Origin of the sequence: Actinoplanes oryzae (assembly GCF_030757795.1) — a bacterium.
Classification (GTDB): Bacteria; Actinomycetota; Actinomycetes; order Mycobacteriales; family Micromonosporaceae; genus Actinoplanes.
On record NZ_JAUQWH010000008.1, the window covers coordinates 18,552 to 34,231 of the forward strand.

Genomic DNA, 15,680 nt, shown 5'->3' on the forward strand with positions numbered 1-15,680 from the left:
CGGGGCCAAGGTCACCCGTGTCGGTGATCGGGGCCGGGGTATGGCGGGACCGCGTCAAGCAGCGGCGCGGTTCCCCCGAGGAAGGAACCCGCTCATGACCGCGACCAGCGCCGGCACCCCGCCGTCGACGTCACCCCGGCTGTCCCCGCGCACCGGCGAGCGGGACGCCACGACGACGGGTGACGATCTGACGGCCGCGGTGCTGCGGCTGGCCCTCCGCGCGGTCCCCGGGGCCGGGGAGGCGTCCCTGACCCTCGTGACCGGCGGCCGGGCGCACACCGTCGCGGCCACCGGGCGGCTGGCCCGGGAGCTGGACGAGCGGCAGTACCGGCACGGACTCGGCCCCTGCCTGGAGGCGACCGAGGAGGAGACGACGGTGCTGGCCCCCGACCTGACGACCGACATCCGGTGGTACGCCTGGACCGCCCAGGCCCTCGCCGCCGGCGCCCGGTGCGTGCTGTCGATCGGCCTCACCGCCGGCGGCCGCCCCCTCGGAGCGCTCAACATCTACGCCCGTACGCCCGGGGCCCTCGACGACAGCGCGGACATCGCCCCCGTCCTCGCCGGCCTCGTCGCGGCCGCGCTGGACCCGCTCAGCCGGTGATGCGCTGCCCGGGGTCGAGCACCTGGAGGTCAGCCCCACGCTGCGCCAGGTCAAGCAGGTCGGGGCCAGGGTCGACAACGGGCGGCTGCGGGGGCAGGCTGGGTGAATGGCGGTGCGCGTGGGAGATGCCGGCCGGGTGCTCGACGCGGAGGAGGTCACCGCGTTCGTCAAGGACCAGCTCGCGGCGTACGCGTTCGACGGGCGCAGCGTGTGCGTGCTGGTGCCCGACGCGACGCGGACGTGCCCGCTGCCGCTGCTGATGCGGGCCGTGCACGCGGCGCTGCACGGGCGGGTGACGCGGCTGACCGTGCTCGTGGCGCTCGGCACGCACGCGCCGATGAGCGAGGAGGCGCTCGCGCGGCATCTCGGCTATGGGCCGGGCCGGCTGGCGGAGACCTATCCCTCGACGGTGGTGGCCAACCACGAGTGGTGGCTGCCGGAGACCTTCGCGGATCTGGGCACGATTCCCGCCGCACGGGTCGCGGAGCTCTCCGGCGGCCGGCTCAGCGCCGAGGTGCCGGTGCTGCTCAACCGGGCGGTGGTGGAGCACGACGTCGCGCTCGTGGTGGGCCCGGTGCTGCCGCACGAGGTGGTCGGGATGTCCGGGGGCAACAAGTACTTCTTCCCCGGGGTCGGCGGCAAGACGATCATCGACGTGTCGCACTGGCTGGGCGCGCTGATCACGTCGGCGGAGATCATCGGGACGCTGGCGCAGACTCCCGTCCGGGCCCTGATCGACGACGGCGCCGCGCTGATCCCGGCGGAGAAGCTGGCGCTGAGCGTGGTCACCGCCGAGGTGGCCGACGGCGAGGCCGACACCGCCGTGGACGACCAGGTGGCCACCCCCGTGGCGTCCAGCGGGCTGCACTCGGTGTCCTTCGGCGACACCCGCGCCTCGTGGGCGTCGGCCGCCGAGGTGTGCGCCGCGACCCACGTGACCTATCGGGACCGCCCGATGCCCCGGGTGCTGTCGGTCGTGCCCGCGATGTACGGGGAGATCTGGACGGCGGCGAAGGGCTTCTACAAGGTCGAGCCGGTGGTCGCCGACGGCGGCGAGGTCATCCTGTACGCCCCGCACGTCACCCAGCTGTCGAGCACGCACCCGGAGATCTACGACATCGGCTACCACTGCCGGGACTACTTCGTGGCGCAGTGGGACCGCTTCGCCCGGGTGCCGTGGGGCGTGCTGGCGCACTCGACGCATCTGCGCGGGGCCGGGACCTACGACGCGGCGACCGGGCAGGAGCGGCTGCGCGTCCGGGTCACGCTGGCGACCTCGATCCCGGAGGAGGTGTGCCGGGCCGCGAACCTGGGCTACCTGGATCCGGCGGCGGTGGATGTCGCCTCGTACGCGCGGGATCCGGACACCCTGGTCGTGCCCAGGGCCGGGGAGACGTTGTTCCGGCTCCGATGACCAGCCCCTGCTCCGCGGCGGCGGCCACCGCCTCCCGCAGCACCTGACGCTCGGGGCGGTCCCGGGCCCGGGCCAGCGCGGCGACCTGCTCGAACTCGGGCATGACCTGCACGATGACGCCGTCGCGGTGGCCGACCTTGACCGCGATCGTGCCGCCGGCGACCGGGACGTCCACGAAGTAGCGGTCGAGCGGGTGTTTGCGCAGGGAGTGCTCGCGGACGCCGAGCGTGGTGGTGTGCTCGAAGACCAGCTCGCGCAGGGCGTCCGCCCGGGCCGGGTGGCAGAGCACGCTGAGGGTGTGCGCCGGGCGGCCCTTCTTCATGAGGATCGGCACGAGCCACGCGTCGTCGGCGCCCGCCTCGAGCAGCCGGGCCAGCACTCCCGGCCACAGGCGCGGATCGAGGTCGTCCACGTTGGCCTCGAGGAGCACGGCCGCGTGCCCCGGGGTGGTGGCCGGGTGTCCCGGCGTGGTGGTCGTGCCGATGACGGCCCGGACGACGTTGGCGCGGCCCGGGGTGTCGCGGGTGCCCGCACCCACGCCGACGGCCTCGACGAGCAGCGACGGCAGGTCCTCGCAGGCGGTGGCCAGCGTGCGCAGGACGGCCAGGCCGGTCGGGGTCGCCGCCTCCCCGCGCCCGCCGCCGCCGCGGACCCGCCAGCCGCGGGCGAGGTGGGCGACGGCCGGGGCGGGCACGGGCAGCTCCCCGTGCGCCGAGCGGGTGGTGCCCGAGCCGAGCGCCACCTCCCCCGCCGAGACGGTCGCGACGCCCAGGTCGTCGAGCGCCGCGCAGATGCCCACGACGTCGGCGAGGGCGTCCAGGGCGCCGACCTCGTGGAAGTGCACCTCGCCGGGCGGGATGCCGTGCACGTGGGCCTCGGCCTCCGCGAGCCGGCGGAAGACGGCCCGGGCCCGCGCGTGGCCGCCCAGCATCCCCTCGATGGTGTCCCAGGTGCGGTGCGGCGGATCCTCGACGAGCACGGCGACATCCGCTTTCACCGCGCGCAGGCCGGCCCGGGTCACGGTCGCCGTGGTGATGCGCACGGCGCCGGGCACGACCGTGTCCACCGCGCGCTGCACGGCGGCCGGGTCGGCGCCGGCGTCGATCAGGGCGGCCAGCAGCATGTCGCCCGCGATGCCGGCGGACGCGTCGATCCAGAGGTGCCGGGCCCGGCTCACGCGGGCGCCGCGATCTGGGCGGCGAGGTGCCCGGCGCCGTAGCCGTTGTCGATGTTGACCACGCCGACGCCGGGCGCGCAGGCGTTGAGCATGGTCAGCAGCGGCGCGACGCCCTGGAAGGCCGCGCCGTAGCCGACCGACGTGGGCAGCGCGACCACCGGCGCGGCGATCAGCCCGGCGACGACGCTCGGCAGGGCGCCGTCCATGCCGGCCGCCACGACGACGACCCGGGCCCGGCGCAGGGTGTCCAGGTGGGCGAGGATGCGATGCAGTCCGGCGACGCCGACATCCACGATCAGCTCGGTGTCCCGGCCCAGATAGCGCGCGGTCAGCTCGGCCTCGCGGGCCACCGGCAGATCGGACGTGCCCGCGGCGACCACGACGACCCGCCCGCCGGTCGCCGCCGGTGGCCGCGGCGGCCAGGCGAGCAGCCGCGCCGCGTCGTCGTGGAAGGCGTCGGGCAGGACGCCCAGCACGGCGGCCGCGTGCCCGGCGGAGGCCCGGGTGAAGAGCGTGACCACAGCCGCCTGCCGGATCCGCTCGGCGATGGCCGCCACCTGCGCGGGAGTCTTGCCCTCGCAGTAGACGGCCTCCGGGTAGCCGCGCCGGGCGGCACGGCCCAGGTCCAGGTCGAACTCAGTCACGGGTCACCAGGGGCAGGGTGAAGGCGCCGGACTGGATGCCGGCCAGGTCGACGGCGGCGTAGCGGAAGCCGGCCGCCGTCACGGCCGCGTGCACCCGCGAGCGCAGGGGCGGCGTCACGGCGCGGACGAGCTCTTCCGGTGGGAGCTCCACGCGGGCGATGTCGCCGTGGTGGCGTACCCGGAGATCGGTGAAGCCCAACCGGCGCAGGGCCGCCTCCGCCTGTTCGATCTGCCGCAGCTTCTCCGGGATCACGATCGAGTGGTGCGGGATCCGCGACGCCAGGCAGGGCGCGGCGGGCTTGCCGGCGCTGGGCAGCGCGAAGGCGCGGGCGATCCGGCGTACCGCCGCCTTGTCCAGGCCCAGGTCCACCAGCGGCCGCAGCACCCGGTGCTCGGTGGCGGCCCGCGCGCCCGGGCGGTCCGGACGGGCGGCGTCCGACACGTTCTCGCCGTAGGCGATCGCGTCGAGCCGGTGGCCGTCGACCAGCTCCGCGTCGATGCGCGTGAACAGCTCGTCGCGGCAGTGGAAGCAGCGGTCGGGGCCGTTGGCGCGGTATTCGGCACGCTCGCCCTCGCGGGTGCGGACCTCCGCCACCGGTACGCCGATGTGCCGCGCCACGTCGTGCGCGGCGGCCCGCTCGTCGGCGGCCAGGCTGGGCGACACCCCGAGGATCGCGACCACCCGGGAGCCGCCCAGCGCCCGGGCGGCCAGCGCGAGCAGCACCGACGAGTCCACCCCGCCGGAGAACGCGACCCCGAGCCGGCCGACGCCCGTGAGCAGCCGCTCCGCCCGGATCACGGTCGTCGCCGCAAAATCATCGTCAGTCATCGATATCTCCGTTAGCATGGCCGTCATGGGACAGCGTCCCACCATCTACGACGTCGCGCGCGAGGCCGGCGTGGCGGCGTCCACCGTGTCCCGGGCGTACGCCCGGCCCGGCCGCGTGAACACCGACACCGCCCGCCGGGTCTTCGAGGCGGCCGAGCGGCTCGGCTACCGCACCGCGCGGCCCGCCGGCGGGCGGCCTCCCGGCCCCGGGGCGGCGAGCGAGGCCATCGCGCTGGTGATCGCCGACGTCACGAACCCGTTCTACGGCGAGATCATCAAGGGCGCGTACGAGGCCGCCCGCCGCGCGGGATACCAGCTGGTCCTGTCGCACACCAACGAGTCGCCGGAGGAGGAGCGGCGCACGATCGAGCGGGAACTCGCCCACGTCGACGGGATCGTGATCGCCAGCTCCCGGATGACCGACTCGGCGCTGCGGATGACGGCCAAGCAGCGGCCGGTGGTGCTGCTCAACCGGCTCCTGCCCGAGGCGAGCTGCGTCGTCAACGACACCGCCCGCGGGATCCACCGGGCCGCGGAGCATCTGGCCGCCCTGGGCCACGAGCGGATCTGCTACGTGGCGGGGCCGGGCACCAGCTGGTCCGACGGCACGCGCTGGCGGGCGCTGCGGGAGGCCGCGACCCGGCTGGGCCTGGACGTGCGGCGCACCGGCCCGCACGAGCCCACCGTGCTGGCCGGGCTGAGCGCGGCCCGGCGGGTGGCCCGGGCCGACGCGACCGCGGTGCTGGCCTACAACGACGCCCTCGCGATCGGGGTCATGAAGGGCCTGCGCAAGCTGGGCGTGACCGTGCCGGCCGAGGTCAGCGTGGTCGGCTTCGACAACATCCTGCTCGACGAGCTGGTCGAGCCGGCACTGACCACGGTGGCGGCGCCGCTCTACCGGATGGGGCTGACCGGGGTGCAGAACTGCATCGCCCTCGCCCAGGGGGCCCACCTCAGCGCCGCTCCCCTGGTGCTGCCGGTCCGCCTGGTCGTGCGGCAGTCGACAACCCACCGGAGACAGCCCACTCGTACGAGATCCGGTGCGACTCGCGCGCCGAGGTGACGCTCGGCTCGTCCACCTCGATCATGAAGTCGCCGTCGTAGCCGTCCGGGATCGCGGCGAGCACCGCGTCGAAGTCGATGACGCCGCGGCCGGGCTCGGCCCACAGCCGCTTCGTGCGCTGCGCCTGCTGGTAGCTGAGCGCCGAGCCGGCGAGATGGTCGGCGTACACGTCCTTGATGTGGATCCCGCCGAGCCGGTCGGCGTAGCGCCGGACGAGCGCCGCGGGATCCACGCCGGCCCAGCGCAGATGCCCGGTGTCGGGGCCGAAGCCGATGACGTCCGGGCCGAGGTCGTCGAGCAGCCGGACGATCTCGGCCTCGGTCTCGAAGACGCCGCCGACGTGCGAGTGGTGCAGCGGCCGCAGCCCCTCGGACCGCAGCACCCGGCACACCTCCCCGCACATGTCGATCGCCCGGGTCAGCCGGCCCTCGTCGAAGTCCGCGCCGACCGCCGGGGTGTCCAGCCGGGCGGGGACGGCCATGGAGGAGATCATCGTGCGGTCCAGGCCGAGGGCGGTCTGGGTCGCCGCGAACTGCTTGGCCCGTTCGATCTCGCCCGGCAGGTCGGCGTCGAAGGGCGAGCTGAACAGGCTCAGGGCCGGCGCCAGCCCGTACTCGGCGATCCAGCGCGCGTAGGCGGGCGCGGTCATGTGCTCGGGGACGTCGGCCTTGACGGCGGTGAACCCGATCTCCTGGAAGTCGCGGAACGCCTCCTCGAACACCGGGACGGTCTTGCCGCCCGCGAGCCAGTACGGGATGGGATTGGCGGCTATGCGGTTCACGACAGCGTCACCGGCTTCCCCGTCCGGGCGGACTCGTAGGCGCCCGTGATGACCGCGATCGACTGCCGGTTCGTCTCGAGGGTCACCCGCACCGGGGCCTTGCCGTCGAGCGCGTCGAGGAAGTTGAGGTACTGCAGCCGGTGGGAGTCGGAGAGCTGGGCCGGATCGCTCGCCACCGAGCGGCTCCGGGTCGTACCCATCAGGCGCTCCTCGGACGAGGTCTCCAGGAACACCAGCTGATCGTTGTCGATGACCGCCGAGCCCCGGTCGCCGTGCACCTGCAGCCGCGCGCTGAGTCCCGGGCTGGCCGCCGTGGACGCGTGCAGCACGCCGAGGGATCCGCTCGCGAAGCGGACGACGCCGGCCGCCACGTCCTCGACCTCGATGCGCTCGTGGGCCAGGGTGCCGGTCCAGGCGAACACCTCGACGGGCCGGCCCAGCGCCGCGACCAGCAGATCCACGGTGTGCACGCCCTGGTTCATCAGCGCGCCCCCGCCGTCGAGCTCCCACGTGCCGCGCCAGTCGCCGGAGTCGTAGTAGCTCTGCCCCCGCCACCAGTCGACGGACGCGATCCCGGAGGTGATGCGTCCCAGGTCGCCGCGCTCGATGGCGGCCAGCACGGTCTCGGTCGACGGGTCGAAGCGGTGCTGGGAGATGACCGTGACCAGCGTGCCGGCCGCCCGCTGCGCCGCGATGATCTCGTCGGTGCGGGCGACGGTGGTCTCGGCGGGCTTCTCCACGATGACGTGCTTGCCGGCCCGCAGCGCCTCGATGGCCACCGCCCCGTGGTGGCCGGTGGGGACGCACACGACGACCACGTCGACGTCCTCCTTCCGCAACAGCTCGGTGAGCGAGGGGTAGGCGCGGCCGGAGAGCGCGGCAGCGCGGGACAGGTCGAGGTCGGCGACGGCCACGAGGTCCAGGCGGTCGGCGAGCTGACCGGCGACGAGCCTGTGATGCTTGCCGATGACGCCGGCGCCCACCAGGGCGAACTTGGGCTTGGTCACGCGTACTCGATCCCCTCGGTCTGCAGCAGGCCGGTGAAGGCCCGGTGGGCGCGGCCGAACTGCTCCGGCCCGGAGAAACCGCCGGTGGCATGCCCGGCGGCCAGGTGCGGCTCGAGCGAGAAGAACCCGTCGAACCCGTCGTGGCGCAGCGCGCGGACCGTCTCGGCGACCTCGCCGTCGCCCTCGCCGGCCGGCACGACGGTGCCGTCCGCGGCCAGGGCGTCCTTGATCTGCACGTAGGCGACGTGCGGGCGGAGCATGCCGTACCCCTCGGTGTACGGGCGGACGCCCACCTGCACGAAGTTGGCCGGATCCCACGCCAGCCGCAGGTGCGGGGAGCCGACCGAACGCACGATGTCGAGGCACCGGGCGGGCACGTCGCCGTAGATCCGCTTCTCGTTCTCGTGCAGCAGGACCACGTCGGCGTCCTCGGCGACCTTGGCCAGCTCGCGCATCCGGTCGATCACCTCGTCCCGGTACGCGCCCGGATCCGCGCCGTCCGGCAGGAAGAACGAGAAGATCCGCACGTACGGGGCCTCGAAGAAGTAGGCGACCTCGGCGGCGTGCCGCATCCGGCGCTGGTGGGGCTCGAACGGGTCACCGACCCCGATCTTGCCGATGGGCGACCCGATGCTCGACACGCGCAGGTCGTGCCCGGCGAGCGTCTGCCGCATCGAGGCGAGCCGCCCGGGATCCAGGTCGAGGATGTTGACGTCCCAGGCGCTGCGCAGCTCCACGTACCGCAGCCCGAGACCGGCGGCCACCCGGCACTGCTCGGCGAAGTCGGCCGAGATCTCGTCGACGAATCCGGAGAGGGTCCACATGGATCCGGTCCTTTCAGGAGGTGAGCTGCTGGATCAGGCGCAGGGACCGGGCGCCCTCGGCGGGTCCGATCCCGAACGGCTCGGATCCCGCCAGCGACCGGTAGAAGTCGGCGATGAGCAGTTCGTGCGAGGCGCCCCAGTACGCGCGTCCCCCGCCCGCGGCGGCCGGCTCGGCGACGGTCTCGACGCGCCCGTCCGCGTGCCGCACGGTCAGGTCGCCCCGGATCAGCAGCGTCGCCCGCTCGGTGACGATCTCGATGGTCACCGGCGAGTCGACGGCGTGGGCCACCGTGGCGAACAGCACGCTGCGCACCCCGCCGGCGTGGTCGAGGATCACGCTCGCCGTGTCCTCCACGTCGATGCCGTCGAGCGCGTACCGGCCGGCGTGCCCGCGGATCCGCTCGACGTCGCCGAGGATCCATTCGAGCAGGTCGAGGGTGTGGATCGCCTGGTTGATGAGCACCCCGCCGCCGCTGCGGGCCCGTTGTCCGCGCCACGGCCGGGCGCGGTAGTAGGCCGGATCCCGGTGCCACAGCACGGTGGCCGACGCGCCCTTGACCGCGCCGAGCTCCCCGGCCCGGAGAAGCTCGCGGGCCGCACGGCTGGTGGCGTTGTAGCGGTTCTGCAGACAGATGCCCACTGGTAGGTGAGTCTGCCGGGCCGCGTCGATCAGCTTCTCCGCCTCGGCGACCGTGTGCGCGACGGGCTTCTCCAGCAGCACGGCGACCCCGGCGTCGAGGGCGGCGAGCGCCACCGGGACGTGCTGGTCGTGCGGCGTACACACGTGGACGACGTCGGGACGCACCTGCCGCAGCAGGGTGTCCACGTCGGTGAAGGCGGGGGCCGGCAGCGCCGCCGTGCGCGCCGGGTCGGTGTCGCACACCCCGGCCAGGGCGGCGCCGGGAAGGTTCGCGATCGCCCGCAGGTGGACGACCGACACGTCCCCGCAGCCGACGACCGCGGCCCGGATCACTTGACGCCGCCCGCGGTCAGGCCGCCGACCAGATAGCGCTGGAACACCAGGTACAGCAGGACGACCGGCGCCGCGGAGACCAGCGCCGCCGCCATCACCTGCGAGTAGACCGGCACCGCGCCGCCCTCCTGCGTGGCTCCGAAGGCCGACAGCGCCACCGCCGCGGTCCGCGTCGACGGGCGGGTCAGGACCGAGGCGAACAGCACGTCGTTCCAGCCCAGCAGGAACGCGAAGATCCCGGACACCACGATCGCCGGCAGGCTCAGCGGCATGATGATCCGGGCCAGGATCCGCGGCGTGGAGGCGCCGTCCATCCGGCCGGCCTCCTCCAGCTCGCGGGGCAGCCCGCGCAGATAGGTCACCATCACCCAGGTCGAGAAGGGCAGCGCGAAGGTCAGGTACGCCAGGAACAGCCCCCACCGCGTGCCGACGACGGTGACGCCGAGATAGTTGCCGGCCGACGAGAACAGCACGAACACCGGCAGCAGCATCAGCGTGCCCGGGATGCTCTGCAGCCCGACCAGACCCCGCAGGATCGTGAGCCGGCCGGTGAAGGTGTGGCGCACCAGGACGTACGCGGTCACGGTGCCCAGCAGCGCGGAGGCGACCGCCACCAGGGCGCACACCAGCATGCTGTTGAGGAGTCCGGTCGCCAGGCCGGCCGTCGTCCAGATCCTGCCGTAGCTGTCCAGCGAGAAGCTGCCCGGCCAGAACTCGCCGGAGGCCACGCCCAGGTCGGTGTTGAACGACGCGAGCAAGATGTAGAGGGTCGGCACCAGCACCATCGCGCACAGGATCACCGTGACGGCGACCAGCAGCGGCCGGGGCAACAGCCGGTGCGCCTCGGACGAGGCACTCATCGGCGACCTCCCTCCTCGTGCACGTCCAGCCGGAGGGCGCGCAGATAGACGAACAGCGGGATCGCGATGAGCAGCAGCGACACGATGGCCATGGCGGCGCTGAGCCCGAAGCGCAGGCTCTGGAAGCTGGTGACGTAGACGATCATCGGCATCACGTTGACGTCGTCGGGGGCGGGTGCGCCGAAGAGGACGTACGGGAGGGTGAAGTTGTTGATGTGGTTGAGGGTCGCGAGCAGGCACGCCAGCAGGACCGGCCCGCGCAGGTAGGGCAGCACGACCCGGGTCAGCTTGGGCCACCAGCCGGCGCCGTCGATCGCGGAGGCCTCGTAGACCTCGCTGTCGACGCTCTGCAGCCCGGCCAGCGCCATCAGGTAGAGGAAGGGCCAGGCCGCCCAGATCTCCACCAGCACCAGCGTCCAGTACGACTTCGGCCCGCTCAGCCACAGCCCGCCGTCGATGTTCACCGTCGCGAGCACCGTGTTGACGATGCCGTCGGGCTGCAGCATCGTGCGCCACACGGTCGCCACCACGAACGACGGCAGCACATAGGGCACGAGGAAAAGGGCCCGGACCAGACCCCTTCCCCGGTACGCGTTCTGCGTGGCGAGCGCCGCGGCGATGCCGAACGGGACCGTGGCGACCGTGGACAGCACCGCGAAGGAGACGCTGATCCCGATCGCGTGCGGCAACCCCGAGCCGAACGCCTCGGCGAAGTTGTCCAGGCCGGCGAAGGGTGCGTCCAGCCAGCGGCGCAAGGTGTACTGGTCGAGGTCGATGAGCGACAGGTAGAACGCCAGCAGCAGCGGGACGACGATGATCAGCGTCATCAGCAGGCCGCCCGGGGTGAGCAGCCACAGGTCCCTTCGCGGTTCCCGCTTCGCCACTTACTTGGCCCGGTCCAGGGCCGACTGGGCCGCCTTCTGCGCGTCGGCGAGCCGGCTGTCCAGCTGCGGGACGCCGCCCTTCGCCAGGTCGGGGATCGACTGCACGACCACGTTGGTCAGGGCCAGCTGGATGTCGGCCCACGCGCCGGTGAACGGGGTCGCCACCGACTTCTGCGCCGCCTGCGCGACCGGCACGAGCTTCGGGTCCGACTGCAGGCTCTGCAGGGCGGCGGCGTTGGCGGGCAGGTTGCCGGCGGCCTTGTAGTAGTCGAGCTGCGCCTGCTGATCGGTGACCAGCTTGACGAACTGGAACGCGAGGTCCTGGTCGTCGGAGTAGTCGGCGACCAGCAGGTTGTCTCCGGACAGGATGCTCGCGGCCTCCACGCCGCCGGCCGGGCGGGCGGTCGCGCCGGGCGGCACGGTCGGCAGCAGCGCGAACGTCCACTTGCCCTTGGTCGCCCCGCTGTCCAGCGCCTTCGCCGACGTGGTGGAGGTCAGCGCCATGTATCCGGTCCTGCCCTCGGCGAACGCGGCGATCGCCTGCGAGTTGGTCCAGCCGACGGCGGCGGGATCCACGACCTTGTCGGTCGTCAGCCAGCCGAAGTAGGTCTCGTACGCCTGCTTGACGATCGGATCCTGCACCTTGGCCGTCCTGCCGTCGACGAGCGGGTTGCCGGCTTGCGCGGACATGCCCCAGACGAACTTCCAGGGGTCGTAGTTGTCCTTGTACGCGACCGCGAGGCCGTACTGCCCGTCCCTGGTCAGCTTCTTCGCGTGGTCGCGCAGCTCGTCCCAGGTGGTCGCCGGCTCGCTGATCCCCGCCGCCCGCAACAGCTCGGTGTTGCACACCATGACGAACGGGCGGCTCACGAACGGCACGCCGACCTGGTTCCGCTCGTCCGGCCCCGAGATGCCCAGGGTGGCGGGCACGAACTTGTCCTTGCCCCCGACCTTGCCCCACGCCTCGTCGTCGAGCTTCACGAAGGCGCCCGTGGAGTACGCCGTCGGGGTGAGCGTGGTGCCGACGGCGTAGACGTCGGGTCCCGTACCGGAGACGACCGAGGTCTGGATCTTCGTCAGCTCGTCGTTGGCGCTGGCGAACTCCTCGAACCGCACGGACGCGCCGGTCTGCGCCTTGAACTGCTCCGCGATCGACTGCTGCCAGGCCTTGAACTCCTGGGGGTACTGCGTGTTCGCCCCGATCAGCACGTCGAGGGTCGCGCCGTCGCCGCCCCCGCCGTCGCCCCCGCCGCAGCCGGCGAGCCCCGCCACGAGTACCAGCGCCACGGCCGCGTGCCTTGTTCTCCGGCTCATCGCCCCTCCCTTGGTTACGAGAAGGTTTCGCCCCCGGGTCAGCGAAAGGCAACGAGTTGCCATTTGTTTCCTTCGATGCGTGGCAACAAACGGCAACCGCTTGCCCGGGCTTCGGACCGTGTGGACGCTGGCCGGCATGGCACCCCATCCCGACCGGCTGCTGCCCCCGGACCCGGCGGTGCGCGACATCGCCCGCCGCCTCTACACCGCGGTCCGCGACCTGCCGATCATCTCGCCGCACGGGCACGTCGATCCGCGGCTGCTGCTGGACGATCTCCCGTTCACCGACCCGGCGGCGCTGTTCATCCAGCCCGACCACTACGTGACGCGGCTGCTGCACGCCGGCGGGGTGAGCCTGTCCGCGCTCGGGGTGGGCTCGTCCCTGTCGCCGGCGCGATCCCGGGAGGCGTGGCGGACGCTCTGCGAACACTGGCATCTCCTGCGGGGGACGCCGGTGCACTACTGGCTGTCGTCGTCGCTCGCGTCGTTCTTCGGGATCACGTCGCGGCCCTCGGCCGGCAATGCCGACGCTCTCTACGACCAGATCGCCGGTCAGGCGCTGCGGCCGCGTTCCGCCCTGGCGAGCTTCGGCCTCTCCTTCCTGGCGACCACGGACGACCCGGCCTCCGACCTGGCGGTGCATGACGCCTTGCAGCCGGTGGTGCGGGTGGCACCCACCTTCCGCCCCGATCGCTACTTCCTGATCGACCAGCCCGGCTGGCCCGCGCTGGTGTCCGCGCTGGGCGACTACGCGTCCTTCCTGGCGTGGCTCGCGGAGCGCCGGCAGTACTTCATCGCGCACGGCGCCGTCTCCGCCGATCACGGACATGTCGACGCGGGCACCTCGCCGTTGTCGTCCGACGAGGCCGCACGCATCTACCGGGCCGGGCTCGACGGTTCCGTGACGGCCGCCGAGGCGGCGGCCTTCCGGCGGCACATGATCTTCGAGTCGGCCCGGATGTCCTGCGACGACGGGCTGGTCATGACGCTGCACCCGGGGGTCTACCGCAACCACTCCCCCGCCACCTTCGCGCGGTACGGCCCGGACACCGGCCACGACATCCCGGTCGCGACGGAGTTCACCCGCGCGCTGCAGCCGCTGCTCGACCGCTTCGGCACGTACCCCGGCTTCCACCTGGTGCTCTTCACGGTCGACCCCACGGCGTACGCCCGGGAGATCGCGCCCCTCGCCGGCTTCTACCCGTCGGTCTACGCCGGCGCGCCCTGGTGGTTCCTCGACAACCCGTCCGAGATCCGCAACTTCCAGCGCGCGGTCACCGAGACGGCCGGGTTCAGCCGGCTGTCCGGCTTCATCGACGACACCCGAGCCCTCCTGTCCATCCCCGCCCGCCACGACATGTCCCGTCGACTGGATGCGGGCCACCTCGCCTCGCTGGTCGCCGAGCACCGCCTGGACGAGGACGAGGCCCACGACACGCTGCACGCCCTCGTCGCCGACCAGCCCCGCACGGTGTTCAAGCTGTGACCCCAGCCGCCCGCACGGCGCAGCTCTCGGGGTTGGCGGCTACTTCGTGCGGTCGCCGACCCGCTGTGCCGCGTACGGCTGTCGCAGTTCTCAGGCCCTGGTGACGGCTGTTCGTACCGCATCAGCAAAACGCCGATTGCGGACCATCTCGCCAAGCGGCACTCCGGCGGCTTCCTCCTTTTCGATGATCTCCGTAATGAGCGGGATGAGCTTGAGAACGGCGCGTTCCGCCGCTCCGGAATCCCAGACGACGTCCGTCAGCCGACGGCACTGATCAGCCGCCTTCTTGGGAGCCGAGGCAAGACGATCCACGCCGAGGATCTGCCATCGCAGTGCCGCCATCAAGTGGTAACGGACCGGGCGGAGAGCGGAACGGACACGCCTGGTGCGCAGCAGCCACTCGAGGCGGTAATACGCCGCCGCAGCAGCATAATAGGCGTCCGGCAGTTGGCCGGCCTGGAACAAGTCGTCCCGCCGTCGCGTCGTCAGGTCCCGGTAGTGCCCGACCGCCGACGGCTCTCCGAGGAACATGGCGGCATAGGCGCGAGTGAGCTGACTCCGATTGACGACCCTGGTCTTCTCGACGTCCTGCCGCGCGGCGTACTGCTTGGACCTGCGCTCGTAATAGAGGCGGCGGTCCGGCTCCTGGGCAGCGAACCAGTCCTCCAGCTGTTTGTGGAAGTCCTCCCGGGTGGAGAGATCCTCCTCGCTCACGGCGGTCTGCCGGTTGGTGGCGGCGATGATGCCCGCGATGACGTCCTCCGTCTCGCTGTGCACGACCCGGACGCTGACCTGGATGTCATCGGACAGCCGGTCCCGCTCATCGAAGAGCACATGGCAGGTCTGACAGCCGTTAACCACCTGGAAGTCACGGATGTGCACCTCATCGCCGACCACGCGAAGATTCCGGGTGACGATGGTGATGCCGTTGTTCAGGACAGCGAAACGCCGGCGGCCGTGCGCATCCCGGATCGTGTCCCGGATCTGGGCGTTCACGCCGTTGTAGCCCTGAAAGTCGCGGACGTTCTCGTGGAACAGGGCCTTGCGGATGTGCCCGGTCGGATCGGTCAGCACCTTCTGCACCAGCTCTTGCGCGGACAGCAAGCCCAACAGCGACTCCTCGACACCGGGCATGCGCGACAGGGAGATCTTCTTCGGCATCTCGAAGGTGGCAGGTACGGCCTGGGTGGCCCGCTTGTAGAGGTCTCGCAGATCGTCTCGCGTAACGCAGAGCACCTCGGCCTCGTCGAACAGCCCCGACTTCATCAGCAGACGTACAGCCGATGCCGCCTTCCGGCGAAGGAGGTCGGCGACTTGCGTGCCCGTAGTGGCGTAGTGAACGTGCAGCCGGGGCCTTCCGCCGGAGAACTTCGCGATGTTGGCGTAGATGGCGCCCAACGCCTCCCGGAGGTTCTCCACGTCGGCCGAAGCGGGGTACGGCAGATCCTCCCGGGCGACGACGTGGGACAGGTTGTCGGCCAGATCGGATATGACCTTCGCCTCGAACTTCGAGCTCGTCTTGGCCTGCACCACAATGATGCGCACATCGAGCTGCCTGGCCTGCTCCGTGGCGAAACGGACCTCGGCCGCATCGTGCAGCAGCATGCCGTTGACCAGAATGCCGACGGCATCGATGCCCAGGTCATTTCCTCCGCCCATGCGGAACGCATCGGGATCGAAGTCGCTCTCGTAGTACGAGCTGAGCACGCAGTAGCCGGCGAACGCCTCGAATGCCTCGTCCTCGGGCAACGCCGTCAGGCCGTGATCATCCTGAAATTTCTTGAGCAGGCTGTCGATGACGATATCCATTGCGTGCTCCT

At 72.1% G+C, this 15,680-nt stretch carries 14 protein-coding genes and 1 pseudogene; 4 read left to right on the top strand and 11 right to left on the bottom strand.

Annotated elements, in window-relative coordinates; all coding sequences use genetic code 11:
• Positions 1-94: 94 nt before the first annotated feature.
• Entirely contained in the window at positions 95-604 is a 510-nt protein-coding gene (locus RBH18_RS04710; protein WP_306204667.1) for a GAF domain-containing protein, read from the top strand.
• A gap of 106 nt (positions 605-710) precedes the next feature.
• Positions 711-1,262: pseudogene (locus tag RBH18_RS04715) on the top strand (lactate racemase domain-containing protein); the annotation flags it as partial.
• A gap of 604 nt (positions 1,263-1,866) precedes the next feature.
• Here the strand turns inward: RBH18_RS04715 and larC are convergent.
• From larC to RBH18_RS04730, 3 genes are read right to left on the bottom strand one after another with little or no spacing between them, the layout of a single operon-like run.
• Entirely contained in the window at positions 1,867-3,195 is a 1,329-nt protein-coding gene (gene larC / locus RBH18_RS04720) for a nickel pincer cofactor biosynthesis protein LarC (protein WP_306204669.1), read from the bottom strand.
• Positions 3,192-3,839, bottom strand: coding sequence for a nickel pincer cofactor biosynthesis protein LarB (gene larB / locus RBH18_RS04725; protein WP_306204671.1), 648 nt, complete (start codon positions 3,837-3,839; stop codon positions 3,192-3,194). Before larB ends, larC begins: the two co-directional genes overlap by 4 nt.
• Positions 3,832-4,668 (bottom strand): ATP-dependent sacrificial sulfur transferase LarE, encoded by an 837-nt coding sequence (locus RBH18_RS04730; protein ID WP_306204672.1) that lies wholly within the window; start codon positions 4,666-4,668, stop codon positions 3,832-3,834. The genes larB and RBH18_RS04730 overlap by 8 nt, the downstream gene beginning before the upstream one ends.
• Before the next feature lie 25 nt (positions 4,669-4,693).
• On the opposite strand from RBH18_RS04730, the gene RBH18_RS04735 reads away from it, so the two are divergent.
• Positions 4,694-5,731 (top strand): LacI family DNA-binding transcriptional regulator, encoded by a 1,038-nt coding sequence (locus tag RBH18_RS04735; RefSeq protein ID WP_306204673.1) that lies wholly within the window; start codon positions 4,694-4,696, stop codon positions 5,729-5,731.
• On the opposite strand, the gene RBH18_RS04740 is transcribed toward RBH18_RS04735, so the two are convergent.
• The 7 genes from RBH18_RS04740 to RBH18_RS04770 are packed head-to-tail and all read right to left on the bottom strand — an operon-like array spanning position 5,622 to position 12,374.
• Complete coding sequence (locus tag RBH18_RS04740; RefSeq protein ID WP_306204674.1) at positions 5,622-6,512, bottom strand: sugar phosphate isomerase/epimerase family protein; 891 nt, start codon at positions 6,510-6,512, stop codon at positions 5,622-5,624. The genes RBH18_RS04735 and RBH18_RS04740 overlap by 110 nt on opposite strands.
• Complete coding sequence (locus tag RBH18_RS04745; RefSeq protein WP_306204675.1) at positions 6,509-7,519, bottom strand: Gfo/Idh/MocA family protein; 1,011 nt, start codon at positions 7,517-7,519, stop codon at positions 6,509-6,511. Before RBH18_RS04745 ends, RBH18_RS04740 begins: the two co-directional genes overlap by 4 nt.
• The gene (locus RBH18_RS04750) at positions 7,516-8,343 is read right to left on the bottom strand and encodes a sugar phosphate isomerase/epimerase family protein (protein WP_306204676.1); all 828 of its coding nucleotides are present in this window, start codon (positions 8,341-8,343) and stop codon (positions 7,516-7,518) included. Before RBH18_RS04750 ends, RBH18_RS04745 begins: the two co-directional genes overlap by 4 nt.
• A 13-nt stretch (positions 8,344-8,356) precedes the next feature.
• Positions 8,357-9,316, bottom strand: coding sequence for a Gfo/Idh/MocA family protein (locus tag RBH18_RS04755; RefSeq protein ID WP_306204677.1), 960 nt, complete (start codon positions 9,314-9,316; stop codon positions 8,357-8,359).
• Complete coding sequence (locus RBH18_RS04760) at positions 9,313-10,176, bottom strand: carbohydrate ABC transporter permease (protein WP_306204678.1); 864 nt, start codon at positions 10,174-10,176, stop codon at positions 9,313-9,315. The genes RBH18_RS04755 and RBH18_RS04760 overlap by 4 nt, the downstream gene beginning before the upstream one ends.
• Positions 10,173-11,060, bottom strand: a complete 888-nt coding sequence (locus tag RBH18_RS04765; protein WP_306204679.1) for a carbohydrate ABC transporter permease — start codon at positions 11,058-11,060, stop codon at positions 10,173-10,175. The genes RBH18_RS04760 and RBH18_RS04765 overlap by 4 nt, the downstream gene beginning before the upstream one ends.
• The gene (locus RBH18_RS04770; protein ID WP_306204680.1) at positions 11,061-12,374 is read right to left on the bottom strand and encodes an ABC transporter substrate-binding protein; all 1,314 of its coding nucleotides are present in this window, start codon (positions 12,372-12,374) and stop codon (positions 11,061-11,063) included.
• A 136-nt stretch (positions 12,375-12,510) separates the two neighbouring features.
• On the opposite strand from RBH18_RS04770, the gene uxaC reads away from it, so the two are divergent.
• Positions 12,511-13,860 (top strand): glucuronate isomerase, encoded by a 1,350-nt coding sequence (gene uxaC / locus RBH18_RS04775; RefSeq protein WP_306204682.1) that lies wholly within the window; start codon positions 12,511-12,513, stop codon positions 13,858-13,860.
• Between the two features lie 90 nt (positions 13,861-13,950).
• Here uxaC and RBH18_RS04780 read toward each other — a convergent pair whose 3' ends face one another.
• On the bottom strand, positions 13,951-15,669 hold the full coding sequence (locus RBH18_RS04780; RefSeq protein WP_306204683.1) for an AIPR family protein: 1,719 nt from the start codon (positions 15,667-15,669) through the stop codon (positions 13,951-13,953).
• Between the last annotated feature and the right edge of the window lie 11 nt (positions 15,670-15,680).